Origin of the sequence: Acinetobacter sp. 12966 (assembly GCF_031196995.1) — a bacterium.
Lineage (GTDB): Bacteria > Pseudomonadota > Gammaproteobacteria > Pseudomonadales > Moraxellaceae > Acinetobacter > Acinetobacter geminorum.
The window spans coordinates 27,784-41,073 of record NZ_JAVIMC010000097.1 but is presented as its reverse complement, the minus strand read 5'-3'; the positions used below and the strand labels follow the sequence as shown (position 1 = coordinate 41,073).

Below are 13,290 nucleotides of genomic sequence, written 5' to 3'. Positions count from 1 at the left end.
TGTACAAAGCAAAATTCTTAGTGGTCTGCTTTTTTTCCGTTATTTGTTGAAGTGTTTTCTTCAAGTTCTAATGGTTGTTTTGGTGGCCAGAAAAAATCGCTTGGGCGAGTTAGAAAATGAGTCATGACCAATTTGGCTAAAGGTTTCCATTGTTCAAAGCGAACTCGACGGGCCCGTAGTGCTACAATAATCGTTAAGGTAAAACTCACAAATAAGTTGGTGAGACCAATACATAGCACACCGAGAAACGACACGATAATCAGACCAATATCTGGACTGCCATTAATAGTCATTAAACCTTGTATAAAGTTAGCTGATGCAAAGGCAATATGGCGAATATCTAGAGGTAGGCCTAAAATAAAGCCAATAGTTCCCATACTTCCTAGCATTACACCAAACAGGAAATTACCTGCGAGAGCTCCTAAATTACGTTCAATATATTCTGCAAAACGGTTCAGACGCTCTTGTCCAAATAAATTCCGTAAACGTTGGTGTGCTTTTAGACGCGGGCCGACTTTTCGGTAAACAGCCATGTTGTCAAAGTATCCTGCAATGAGACCTGACAAAAACAGACATACTCCAGCAATTGCTGCATGTGGAACTGCTAGTGAAGTAAAGGGGTTTAGACTGTGTAGAAGATAAGTTGCTTTAGTATGGGTTAATAACGGTTCATCAAGGTAAAATTGCCAAGCAAAAGTAATGAGTGCAGCAGTAGGAATCGCAATTGAAATATTACCCAAAATAGCAATAAATTGCGTTCGGATGATATTAATAATAAGCGCCGCTAACTCCGCAATTTGAGCTGTTTTAGAGCCTTTACGTTGCTGTACTGTTGCAGCAAGAGCCGCCGCTGTCATAGCTGGTTGCTTAGTCGCAACTGTAAAATGCAGAACATGAATCAGAATGAAACCTAGCGAATAGTTCATACTGAACGTAAAGGCTTGCATGAGCGGTGCCATTGTCATTCTTGCAGCAAGAATTTTTAAAGATGCCATAAAGGCAATAATGACACCTGCACCAGCAGCAGCTTTATACATTCCCCAAAAGCCTTTGGTATCTGTACTTACGTAATGTTCACCTGTTCGGCTAGCATTTTCAGTCACTTGAAAGGCAATGAGTTCACTAGTCGTACTGAGTAATGAGCGAACACTTTTTTCGCTGTAATGTGCCTTGGTTAAATCGGAAATAAGATGTCCTAAAGAAACATATTTTCCTTTAGTGTTATCTACGACTAGATAAAGTAATAATTCAATTCGATCAAGACATTGTTCAAGTAATGACAATAAATAAGTCAAACTTAAACTAACACCAATTCTTTTGGTCGCACGACGAATCTTTAAAACGACATCCCGACATTGTTCCAACATAACAAATGCTTGTGATGCATCAGGAGGAGCAATAACTGCAATCTCATGATCAGAATGTTCTTGTTTCTTATATTTTTCTATGAACTCAATAATTTCACGGTTCTGAACTAAAAATGGCGACTCATATTCTGTTAATTCTGGCTGAGCGTTAATAAATTCGGGATAAAGACCAATTCCACTAATTCGATAAGATAAAACTGTAATGGCTTTAATCATTTCACTTTGAATGACTAACTTATCTTCGACATTACTCTGGCTTTGCCCAATAAGACTAAATAAATTTGCCCAATCTTCATCATCAATATTATTGAGCCAGATTTTGTCACTCTCTAGATAGAAAATTTTTCCAATTAATATTTTGAGTTGGCTAGAGTCTTCGATTAACGGTAAAAAATGTGCTCCGAGTCTTTGCCCAAGCTGGTTCCAGAAACCATCTAAAGACAAGATTCCGCTATCGGCATATAAACTAACTTGTTTATAGCGATTAATTAAACGTAATAAAAAAGTTTGTAGTAAAAAGGGCGCTGTAGGTGTGCGTAAAAGGCTTTCAATTAAAGCCTGTATTTTTTTCTTAATTTCATCCGTATCTTGTGGGTTGGATGGTCGGATGGCATTGACGAGTTCAATCAGTAGATTTTCATCAATGACAGCTTGAGGATCCTCAAGCTGCTTCTCTATTTTTAAAAAATGATCTGAAAAATTTATATGCATAGGCAAAATAATATCTATTGTATTCGATGTAACGCAAGCTGAGTTAAGTTAATCAAAGCCTGACGATACGGTGTATCGGGTAGGTTTGATAAAGCTTGCAGTGCTGCTTCTGTTTCTTCTTGGGCACGTTGGTTGCAATAATCTAAAGCACCAGACTTCTGTACAATTTCGATGACCTGAGATAGTTGGTCTACTCCACCAGTTGCGATACTGCGACGAATTATCACATGCTCTTCACCTGTTGAGCGTGCTAATGCAGAAATTAACGGTAAAGTTGGCTTACCTTCCATTAAATCATCCCCAATATTTTTACCTAATGTTTCAGCATCAGATGTGTAGTCTAAAATATCATCAATAATTTGGAATGCATTACCAAAATGACCGGCAAACAATCTTAATGGTTCACGGTACGCTTCTTGCCCCGCCAAAATAGCAGCACCTTCTGTAGCCAGCTCAAACAGGCGAGACGTTTTACCATGAATAATTTTTAAATAAGTTTCTTCAGTTGTATCTGGTTGATGCTGCGATTGAAGTTGTAATACTTCACCTTCAGCAATTTCACATGTACCTGTTGAAAAGTCTTTTAATAAAGTCATGTTGTTTAAATCGACCAGTAAATCAAATGCACGAGCAATCAGGAAGTCACCGACTAAAACGGCTGTCTGATTGTTCCATGTTGCATTTGCTGTAGGACGACCACGACGAAGCCCAGATTCATCTACCACATCATCATGGACTAGTGTCGCGGTATGCAGCATTTCAATGATTGCAGCTAAACGCTGTGCATTTGCCATGTTATCTAAACCACAAGCACGTGCTGCAAGTAAACACATGATTGGGCGCATACGTTTTCCGCCAGCTTCAACTACATGTTTGCTGACAGACATGACTAAACCGACTTTTGAGCTAATTCCTTCATTAATCAAGTGATCCATCGCAGCAAAGTCTGAGGCAACAGGCGCAAGAATGTCTTGCTTGAAATCGATGACCATATGAAGAAAAACCCCGTATTGGTAGATAAGTGGCGTTAGTGTATCAATTAAAGATGTGTTGCATAGGTTAACAAGTGGCTGATATTAATCATTTCTATTGTCTTTTAGCGTTCTTTGTTCTTTATTTAAGCAAAATACGATATTTCCGGCAAAACAATAAATTTAATGACATCAGCATTAATACAACTTGTTCTTGACGCAATTTGTGTCTGGAACTGTATTTTAATTTTCATTCAGAATCAATGAAAACTGCTAAATTCGAGTCCAAGCTGTTTGATTTTGTAAGAATAGGGGAGCATGCTTTGCTGATATATAGAAAATACTTGTCGTTTGATCAAATTTCACTTAAAATCTGTCGCCTTGTATAACCCCAGTGGCGTTCGTTTTAAGATCGATATATCCCTTTATCGACACGACGACACGGGCTGATTGGAGTACATTATGTACGCAGTAATCCAAAGCGGTGGTAAACAGCACCGTGTAGTTGAGGGTGAAACCCTTAAAGTTGAATTATTGAAAGCTGAATCTGGTGCGACTATTACATTTGATGATGTATTAATGGTTGTAAACGGTGACAACATTCAAATCGGTGCTCCAGTTGTAGCTGGCGCTAAAGTAACTGCAGAAGTGATTGGTCATGGTCGTCACGACAAAATCCGCATTATCAAAATGCGTCGTCGTAAACACTACCGTAAACAACAAGGTCACCGTCAATGGTTCACTGAGTTGAAAATTACTGGTATTTCAGGCTAATCACGAGGAGTAAGAGACATGGCAACTAAAAAAGCCGGTGGATCGACGAAGAACGGTCGTGATTCAAACCCAAAAATGTTAGGTGTTAAAGTTTACGGCGGTCAAGCTGTAACTGCTGGTAACATCATCGTTCGTCAACGTGGTACAGAGTTCCACGCTGGTGCAAATGTTGGTATGGGCCGTGACCATACTTTATTTGCTACTGCTGACGGCGTAGTAAAATTCGAAGTGAAAGGTCAATTTGGCCGTCGCTACGTAAAAGTTGAAACTGTATAAGTTTTAGCTCGAAAAAAGCCCACATTTTGTGGGCTTTTTTTATGGCATTTATTTTTATTCATCTTCATCATGATGAATGAAATTCTACAAACAACATGAATAACATAACAAAATATCTTATTTTCTCAATGATTAGCACAGAGTTTGTCGGTTAATATGAGTCTTGAATTAAGAGCTTACTCAGTTTCATAACTTTATAACTTTGAAAGAGAGTAAGTTGTCTTACAGCAACTAAAAAGGTGATGACATGAATATGCTTCGTAAAACTATGTGTGCTATTACACTTAGCGCGTCAGTGCTTGCTCCTGTAATGAGTACTACAGTGTTTGCTGCGCCTGTAGCAGCACCGGAGCAACAGGCAATTGGGAACCTGGTTAATCAGTTATCAGGTTTACAGCGTTTGACTGCCGACTTTGAACAAACAACTAAAGCCAATACAAAAACTGTGGCACAGAAAAAGAGTTTAAGTGCACAGCATATGAACCAGACATTTAAAGGTTCAATGAAAGTTGAACGTCCGGGGAAATTTTATTGGGAAACAATAAGTCCTGCTAAACAAACAATTGTAACGAGCGGAAAAACAGTTTGGATCTATGATCCAGATTTACAACAAGCGGTCCGCCAAAGCTTAGATGATCAGGTTGCAGATACACCAGCATTATTACTCTCTGGTAATACCAACCAAATCATGAAGTCTTATCGTGTAACACAACCCGATAAATCTAAACTCTATTTCACATTATTCCCTAAAAAAGAAGATGGGGCATTCCAAAGCTTAACGATTAGCTTCGGAGCAAATAAAGCGCCTACACTTATGGTATTACAAGACTCATTAGGTCAAACCACCTATGTACGCTTTAAGAACGTTAAAGTAAATGCTTCAATTCCGGCATCAGTCTTTAACTTTACGCCGCCAAAAGGTACAGATGTTATTGACCAATAATTAAAGCCTCTTAAAAAAGCTACCTTCACGGTAGCTTTTTTATATAAGAGAGACAGATACATTTTTTAACCCCGTCTTATTCTTGCGCTTTGTATAGTGTTATAGGTAAATTCATGGGGATTATTATGCGACTTTACGATAAGAAAATTATTTGTATTCTTCCATTAATGGCTGCAATGGCAATTGTGACTGGTTGTCAACCAAAGTCGGCAGCCAAAGAAGAGCAGGCTGCTTCGACTGCAAAAGTTAAAGAAACGAAAGAGGCTGGTGTTCCTGTAATTCAAGCAAAAGTAATCCCAGTAAAATTGCCAAAATCAAAAGTTTGCTTAGAAGATGGTTGTACTGAGTATGACTTTCAAACGGTACAAACCAATCAGAAGTGGATTAATGATTACTTCACCAATCGTATAAAGAAAGCAGATCCGAACGCTTTTGCAAATCTGGCAGATCAACCAGTCGAAGTACCTGAAGGCGAGCCTCGTTCGAGCCAAAGTGCAATTTATGTTCGCTATTTAGGACAAAATTATAATCTTGCAACTTTTGCATTCCAGACCTATTCCTATTCTGCAGGTGCTGCACATGGCATGTCTCATCAAGAATTTGTAAATTTTGATTTGTTAAATAAAAAGCACATTACTGTTGAAGAGCTTATTAAGCCAGATGTTGAAAAACAGTTGGTTGATGCACTTTTTGAAGCAAATACCAACTGGCTTCAAGAGCACAATATTACTCGTGAAAAACTGCAATTAAGTGATAATTTCTACTATGGTGCTAATGGCATTGTATTTGTCTATCCAATTTATGAGCTAGCTTCATATGCAGAGGGAATGTCTGAATTAACCCTGCCGTATTTTGAGGCGAATAAGTTCATTAAACCTGAGTACTTACCAAGTGTGCCAAACTATAACTTGTAAAACTGGTGATCTATTCTAACAATTGTGTGAAAGCTATTCGTTATGAAGATGATCACTATATTTTTTAGTGTTAAGGCCTTACACTATAGCCAGTTTTTTACCCATATTATGATTGATTATGATCGACCCTAAGTTACTCAGAAATAATATTGAAGCCGTTAATGCGGCTTTGGCAAAACGCGGTGTTCAATTAGATGTTCAAGAATGGGCTTCTTTAGAAACTCGCCGTAAAGACTTGCAATCAAAAACTGAAAAATTGCAGGCAGAACGTAATGCCGGTGCAAAACAAGTGGGTCAGATTAAAAAATCCGGTGGTGATGCTTCTGAAATCATGGCGCGTATGCAAGCCATTGGTGATGAAATCAAAGCTGCTGAAGTTGCTTTGTCAGAGCTCCAAAACGAGATTGAACAAAAAGCGTTGAGTATTCCTAACTTACCAGATGAGTCTGTTCCTGCTGGTAAAGATGAAGATGATAACGTTGAAATCTCAAAGTGGGGTACGCCTCGTCAGTTTGATTTTGAAATCAAAGATCATACTGATTTAGGTGAGTGGATGGGCGGTTTAGAGTTTGAAACTGCGACTAAATTGACTGGTTCACGTTTTAGCGTATTGAAAGGTCCTTTAGCACGCCTACAACGTGCATTAACTCAGTTCATGCTTGACACTCATACTTTAAAGAATGGCTATACAGAAGCGTATGTGCCTTATTTGGTTAATGCTGATTCACTTCGTGGTACTGGGCAGTTACCAAAATTTGAAGAAGATTTATTCAAACTTCAAGGTGAAAAAGAATATTACCTCATCCCTACAGCAGAAGTTCCAGTTACTAACTTCGTTCGTGATGAGATTATTGATACTGAACGCTTGCCATTAAAATATGCAGCGCACACGCCATGTTTCCGTAGTGAAGCTGGTTCTTATGGTCGAGATACACGCGGTTTAATTCGTCAGCACCAATTTGATAAAGTTGAGATGGTGCAAATCGTTAAACCTGAAACATCTATGCAGGCGCTTGAAGAACTTACGGCACATGCTGAGGGCATTTTGCAGGCACTTGGTTTGCCATATCGCAAAATTTTACTTTGTGGTGGTGACATGGGCTTTGGTGCAACTAAGACTTACGATTTGGAAGTTTGGGTTCCAAGCCAAAATACTTATCGTGAAATCTCTAGTTGCTCTAATATGGGTGATTTTCAGGCCCGCCGCATGAAAGCACGCTACAGAATGGATCAAAAGAAGACCGAATTAGTGCACACACTAAATGGTTCAGGTCTGGCAGTTGGACGTACTTTGCTTGCTGTGATGGAAAATTACCAACGTGAAGACGGTTCTATCGAGATTCCAGAAGTATTACGCCCATATATGGGTGGTGCAACGTTTATTGACTAAGCTTTGCATCTAAATTGTGCATGGTTTTTGCTTAACCCAAATCAGATGATTAATGCAGAGGTTTAAGGTGGATATTTTTCCAATCTCTTTAAAGTTGCAACAGCAACGTTGTCTGATTGTCGGTGGGGGGCATATTGCGCTGCGCAAAGCAAATCTTTTAGCCAAAGCAGGAGCAGTAATTGATATTATTGCTCCTGTAATTGAAGAGCAGCTTTTACAGTTAGTCAAAACGACAGGCGGAGAGTATTTTGCTGAGTCCTTTGCTGAAAAAATATTAAATACACCATATCGGTTAGTGATTGCTGCCACTAATGATACGCAAGTGAATAAAGCTGTTTTTGAACAATGTGAAGTGCGTAATTTACTGGTAAACAGTGTTGATGATATTCCACATTGCCGCTTTATGGTTCCAGCTATTATTGATCGTTCCCCGTTAATTATTTCTGTCGCTTCAAATGGTGCATCACCAGTTTTATCGAGACAACTTCGTACTCAAATAGAAACAATTGTTCCACATGGCATGGGTAAGTTGGCTGAATTTTCTGGTCAGTGGCGTAAGCAGGTAAAAGAAAAAATTCCCAATCCGGATGAACGTCGGATTTTTTGGGAAAACCTCTATGCTAGCCCATTAAAAGAACAAGTTTTTAATGACAATTTAGACGTTGCTAATGGTTTGATTCAGCAAGCCCTGACAGAATGGACTACCCCTAAAGGTGAAGTTTATTTAGTCGGCGCCGGACCGGGTGATCCAGAGTTACTGACACTAAAAGCATTACGTCTTATGCAACAAGCCGACGTTGTGATTTATGATCGTCTTGTTTCTGCACCCATTTTAGAGCTTTGTCGCCGTGATGCGACTAAAATTTATGTCGGTAAAGCCCGTTCAAATCACTCTGTTCCCCAAGATAGCATCAATGCCTTATTGGTTGAATATGCTAAAAAAGGAAAGCGTGTTTGTCGTTTAAAGGGTGGTGATCCATTTATTTTTGGGCGTGGCGGTGAAGAGATTCAAGAGCTAGTTGAGGCGAATGTCACTTTTCAGGTTGTACCGGGTATAACTGCAGCATCAGGCTGTTCAGCTTATGCGGGCATTCCATTAACACATCGTGACTATGCACAAAGTGTTCGTTTCTTGACTGGGCATTTAAAGGAAGGTTCACCTGAACTCCCTTGGAATGAACTTGTTTATGAAAATCAAACTTTAGTTTTATATATGGGGCTAGTTGGTTTGGAGCGTATTTGTGAGCAACTTATTGCTCATGGTCAACGTGCCGATATGCCTGTAGCCTTAATATCTAAAGGAACCACACCAGAACAGAAAGTTATTGTTGGAACATTAGCTGATATTGCAACTAAAGTGTCTGAACATCATATTGTAGCGCCGACTTTAACCATTATTGGTGAAGTGGTGAATTTACGTGAACAGTTAAAATGGCAATAAGTTCATTTGAGTTTATTGCTGGTTATTAAAGTCGAGAAAATTTGTGATTCATGTTGTCCTATATGAGCCTGAAATTCCTGCCAATACAGGCAATATCATTCGTTTATGTGCCAATACGGGCGCACAGCTACATTTAGTTAAACCACTAGGTTTTGAATTAGATGATAAAAAGCTTAAGCGTGCAGGCCTTGATTATCATGAATGGGCTCGTATGCAAATTTGGGACAACATAGAGCTTTGCCTTGCTGACTTGAAAGCTAAAGGTGTAGAGCATGTTTTTCCACTCACCACAAAAGGATCTGCAACTCCACATACAGTTGATTTGAATCGACCTGTAGCTTTACTGATGGGCCCGGAAACACGGGGCTTGCCTGAGCATGTTCGCTTGATGTTTCCACAAGAACAGTGGATTCGTTTGCCAATGGCTGAAAACTCAAGAAGTTTAAATTTATCTAATGCAACGGCTGTGATTGTTTATGAAGCATGGCGTCAGCAGGGTTTTAAAAACTTAGGATAAGTTAATAGTTTTTCAATGAGAATAAGGCCACAGTTGTGGCCTTATTTTTATTTATGCTTGTTCTAATGTTTTTTCGTCATAAATGATTTGAGCTGCTAAAACCTGTTCAATATTGGTTTCGGCCCATTCCTTTAATTGGAACGCCATTGAAGCGACATTTTGTCCCAGAGAAGTGAGTGAGTAATCAACACGAATAGGAGAAGTATTCTGAATTTTACGCTCAATGAAACCATCTCTTTCCAGCATTTTTAATTTCTGTGATAAGACTTTAGGTGAAATACCTTGAATATTCTTTTTGAGCAAGTTGAAGTGCTGAGTTTCCTCTTCAAGCACATTTAAAATTAATAAAACCCACTTATCTGCAATTTTTTCAAAAAATAAACGAGCAGGGCAATGTTGTTGAAAAACATTATATTTTAGACATTCATTCATATTATTTACCTGCTAATTTCTTAAAAAATTACCATAGTTACCAATTAGTAACTAATTGACACCTAGTTTCTAAAATATATCATAAAGTGGAATTTAATAAAACAAAGGTTTGCTCCCATGTCTAACTCTAATATCGCAGTTGTATATTTCTCTGGTTATGGCCACACTAAAGTCGTGGCTGAAACGTTTGCAAACGAAATTAATGCTCAGCTCATCCAGATTGATCAAGAAGGTAATATTACTGAGCAAGATTGGCAGACATTAAATGATGCGAAGGGGATTGTTTTTGGTGCTCCGACTTATATGGGTACAGCACCATGGCAGTTTAAAAAGTTTGCTGATGCAACTTCAAAAGTTTGGTTTACACGTGGTTGGCAAGATAAAGTATTTGCAGGATTTACAAACAGCGCGAGCTTAAATGGGGATAAGCAGGTTACCCTTATTCAATTACAGACTTTAGCATCGCAACATGGTGGAATTTGGGTAAGCCTTGGTTTATTACCAGCGAATACAAAAGATGCAACACGTGAAGATGTAAATAACTTAGGTGGTTCAGTTGGACTTTTAGTTCAATCACCTTCTGATGCAAGTGTAGAGGAAGTCCCTGCTGGAGACCTTGAAACAGCGAAACTCTATGCTCAACGTGTACAAAATATTGTGAACAAAATTTTTGGTTAATTTGACAATAAAAAAGGCGCTTTAAGCGCCTTTTTTATTATTCGTGTTCATTATGTTGAGGTGCTTGATATTTAAAACCTTTAGTTTTATAACCTAGGTATAAAATACCGAACATTGCCCACCATAATCCATATTTCAAGGCTGTCTCTTCAATCTCAAGCCATAGAGCGAAAATACTGAAGAAGCCAAGAAGTGGAATAATTACAAAGTTAAAAATATCTTTGAAATTCTTTGTGCGGCCATCACGTAAAGCATAGCGTGAAATCACTGATAAATTAACAAATGTGAATGCAGTTAACGCACCAAAGCTAATCATTGAAATGACAATATCTAAGCTCATGAAACCTGCTGCTAGTGCTACAACACCAACAATAAGAATATTGTATGAAGGCGTATAGTTCTTTGGACTAACATGACCAAAGATTTTTTTATTGATTACACCATCACGTCCCATTGCATACATTAAGCGCGATACACCTGCATGAGCTGAAATACCAGATGCCATGACAGTAATAATTGCAAAAGCAAGAACGTATGACTGAAATAATGAACCACCTACAAGTAATAAAATGTCTGGCTGTGTTGCTGCAACATCTTCAAAGTAGTTTTTAGGATCATGTGGGAAGTAAATTTGCATGAAGTAAGTACTGATGACAAAGATTACACCAGCGATAAGTGCTGTTAAGAAAATCGCTTTAGGTAATGTTTTCTCAGTGTCTTTTGTTTCTTCTGCTAAAGAACTTAAAGAGTCGAATCCAGTAAACGAGAAGCAAAGTAATGTTGCACCAGTGACTAATGCCCCTACGGATGTCAACTCATTCCAGAAAGGCTCTAAGCTCCATAACTGATAACGGGTTGCTTCTGTAATTGGACCTTCTGCATTATAGCCCATTTGTAATTTGCTATAGACTAGATAAGTAAATATGCCGATCACAAGTAACTGTACAAATACAATCAGGCTATTAAAATTAGCAACAAAGCGTGCGCCACGTAAGTTAATACCAGTCATGAAAGCGGTTAATACAATTACCCATACCCAATGATTGACTGTAGGAAATAATGCATCAAGATAAATACCAGCCAAAATAATATTGACCATTGGTGAAAGCAAATAATCTAACCAAGATGACCAACCCACCATAAAACCAACATTAGGGTGAATTGATTTTTGTGCATAGGTATAAGCTGAACCTGAAGATGGATAGCGCTTAATCATATGTCCATAACTAATCGATGTTAGCAAAATGGCAATTAATGCAAAAATGTACGAAGTTGGAACATGGTAATGACTTTCTTCGGAAACTAGACCGAATGTGTCAAATAATGTCATTGGCTGAATATAGGCTAAACCAATAATAATAATATGCCAAAGACCTAGCGTTTTTCGTAGCTTAACTACAGACGGAGTCCCAGAGATAGTTGTCAACGGCGTTATCCTCATAATCGTTGATCAAGGATCAGCTTGGTGTTAAGGATCGTTTGAGACGAACGATCCCCCCTACAGAAAAAGATAAAGTGCGCCAATCTATCCTAAATTGATGCAAATTGTCAGTACTTTCATCGATTTTTTAGCAAATTTTTTGCCATATTTACAAATAAAATGATGAATATAGATTCACATCTATAAAAAAGATCCTGATTTTATATAAAAATCAGGATCTTATGGGGGATTTTTGATTTAACTTATCGAATTACCATGCCTTTTGTAAGATCTCTCGAATATCTTTTAGGCTTGCTTCTTTAGGATTGTAAATAATTGAGCCGTCATTTAGTGCTTTTTCTGCAACTTCATCGAGCTGTGCTTCAGTTACTTTGCCAGTTTCACGTAAAGTACGTGGTAACTTGGTTAAGGTAAATAAACGATCACGCATCGCTAAAATTGTTGCAATCGCTCTGTCTGCACGTTGAGTTGCTGGAGTTTGTGCATAGATATCAGCACCAGCTAATGGCAATAGTAATTCACCAATTTTCTGGCCATTTACCTGCTTATTATATTCAAGCACATATGGTAAGAATAAATTCATACATAAACCGTGGGGCAGGTGAGCAACAGCACCTAAAGCATGACCTAAAGAATGTACAAGGCCTACCATTGAGTTAGAGAATGCAATACCTGCCATTGTAGAGGCTTGTGCTAGTTCTAAACGACCTTGTGAGTCATTTGGGTTTTCTAGGACATTAAATAGGTTTTCACTAATCTTTTTAATTCCAGCACTTGCATAAGCATCGCTAAGTGGATTGGCAGCCATACATGTATAGGCTTCAACACAATGTGTTAAGGCATCCATACCTGTCATTGCAGTTAAATGAGGTGGCAATGTAAGTGTCATGCGTGGATCTAAAATCGCTGCATGTGGCATTAAGTAATAAGAGGCAAATGCCAATTTAACATTCTTTTGCGTATCTGAAACCACGGCAACCATAGTCACTTCAGATCCCGTACCTGATGTAGTTGGGATTACGAAAAATGGTTTTAATGGTTTTGGTAAGTTGTGTGCACCAGAATACTGAAGTAAGTCATCTCCGCCTTCAGACACTAAAATGTTAGTTGCTTTTGAGGTATCAATAACTGAACCACCACCTACCGCAATAATCGCGTCACATTTATTCTTGCGATAAGCTTCTGCGGCAAGACGAACGACTTCTAAACTTGAGTCTGGTGGAACATCATCAAACACATGACCAATGACAGCATCGGTCGTACTGAATGCAGCTTCAATCGGGTTGAGTAAGCCATTTGCGCGCACACCTTTATCTGTAATGATGAGCGGGCGTTTTGCGCCTAAAGTCGCAAGTTCAAACGGAATATGTTCTAACGCAGCATTACCAGCAATGACTTTTACAGGACAAAAGAATTCGTAATAGGGTTTAGCCAT

Annotated in this window: 13 protein-coding genes; 8 read left to right on the top strand and 5 right to left on the bottom strand. The window is 38.6% G+C overall.

Annotated elements, in window-relative coordinates:
* Positions 1-17: 17 nt before the first annotated feature.
* Positions 18-2,078 carry a site-specific recombinase gene (locus RFW85_RS15400; protein ID WP_170249631.1) on the bottom strand — a complete coding sequence of 687 codons (2,061 nt, stop codon included), beginning with the start codon at positions 2,076-2,078 and terminating at the stop codon, positions 18-20.
* A gap of 14 nt (positions 2,079-2,092) precedes the next feature.
* Entirely contained in the window at positions 2,093-3,070 is a 978-nt protein-coding gene (gene sdsA / locus RFW85_RS15395) for an All-trans-nonaprenyl-diphosphate synthase (RefSeq protein WP_170249632.1), read from the bottom strand.
* 441 nt (positions 3,071-3,511) lie between these two features.
* Here sdsA and rplU point away from each other — a divergent pair, with 441 nt between their 5' ends.
* From rplU to RFW85_RS15360, 7 genes are all read left to right on the top strand, one after another.
* Entirely contained in the window at positions 3,512-3,823 is a 312-nt protein-coding gene (rplU, locus tag RFW85_RS15390) for a 50S ribosomal protein L21 (protein WP_000271409.1), read from the top strand.
* Between the two features lie 18 nt (positions 3,824-3,841).
* Complete coding sequence (gene rpmA / locus RFW85_RS15385; protein ID WP_002116037.1) at positions 3,842-4,099, top strand: 50S ribosomal protein L27; 258 nt, start codon at positions 3,842-3,844, stop codon at positions 4,097-4,099.
* Between the two features lie 247 nt (positions 4,100-4,346).
* Positions 4,347-5,042, top strand: a complete 696-nt coding sequence (gene lolA, locus RFW85_RS15380) for an outer membrane lipoprotein chaperone LolA (protein ID WP_309171655.1) — start codon at positions 4,347-4,349, stop codon at positions 5,040-5,042.
* Between the two features lie 113 nt (positions 5,043-5,155).
* Positions 5,156-5,956, top strand: coding sequence for an RsiV family protein (locus tag RFW85_RS15375; protein ID WP_141315993.1), 801 nt, complete (start codon positions 5,156-5,158; stop codon positions 5,954-5,956).
* 118 nt (positions 5,957-6,074) lie between these two features.
* On the top strand, positions 6,075-7,346 hold the full coding sequence (gene serS, locus RFW85_RS15370; RefSeq protein WP_005064524.1) for a serine--tRNA ligase: 1,272 nt from the start codon (positions 6,075-6,077) through the stop codon (positions 7,344-7,346).
* A 67-nt stretch (positions 7,347-7,413) separates the two neighbouring features.
* On the top strand, positions 7,414-8,787 hold the full coding sequence (cysG, locus tag RFW85_RS15365) for a siroheme synthase CysG (RefSeq protein WP_309171654.1): 1,374 nt from the start codon (positions 7,414-7,416) through the stop codon (positions 8,785-8,787).
* Between the two features lie 43 nt (positions 8,788-8,830).
* On the top strand, positions 8,831-9,304 hold the full coding sequence (locus RFW85_RS15360; protein WP_002116042.1) for a tRNA (cytidine(34)-2'-O)-methyltransferase: 474 nt from the start codon (positions 8,831-8,833) through the stop codon (positions 9,302-9,304).
* A 51-nt stretch (positions 9,305-9,355) separates the two neighbouring features.
* On the opposite strand, the gene RFW85_RS15355 is transcribed toward RFW85_RS15360, so the two are convergent.
* Complete coding sequence (locus RFW85_RS15355) at positions 9,356-9,736, bottom strand: helix-turn-helix domain-containing protein (protein WP_170249634.1); 381 nt, start codon at positions 9,734-9,736, stop codon at positions 9,356-9,358.
* A 117-nt stretch (positions 9,737-9,853) separates the two neighbouring features.
* Here RFW85_RS15355 and RFW85_RS15350 point away from each other — a divergent pair, with 117 nt between their 5' ends.
* Positions 9,854-10,414: a flavodoxin family protein gene (locus RFW85_RS15350; RefSeq protein ID WP_005064539.1), complete on the top strand. Its 561-nt coding sequence runs from the start codon at positions 9,854-9,856 to the stop codon at positions 10,412-10,414.
* 37 nt (positions 10,415-10,451) lie between these two features.
* Here the strand turns inward: RFW85_RS15350 and RFW85_RS15345 are convergent, their stop codons facing one another.
* Together RFW85_RS15345 and RFW85_RS15340 are read right to left on the bottom strand one after the other, a co-directional pair.
* A complete protein-coding gene (locus tag RFW85_RS15345; protein ID WP_005064540.1) occupies positions 10,452-11,855 on the bottom strand; it encodes an APC family permease in 1,404 nt (467 codons plus the stop codon).
* A gap of 250 nt (positions 11,856-12,105) precedes the next feature.
* Entirely contained in the window at positions 12,106-13,290 is a 1,185-nt protein-coding gene (locus RFW85_RS15340; RefSeq protein WP_017386748.1) for an iron-containing alcohol dehydrogenase, read from the bottom strand.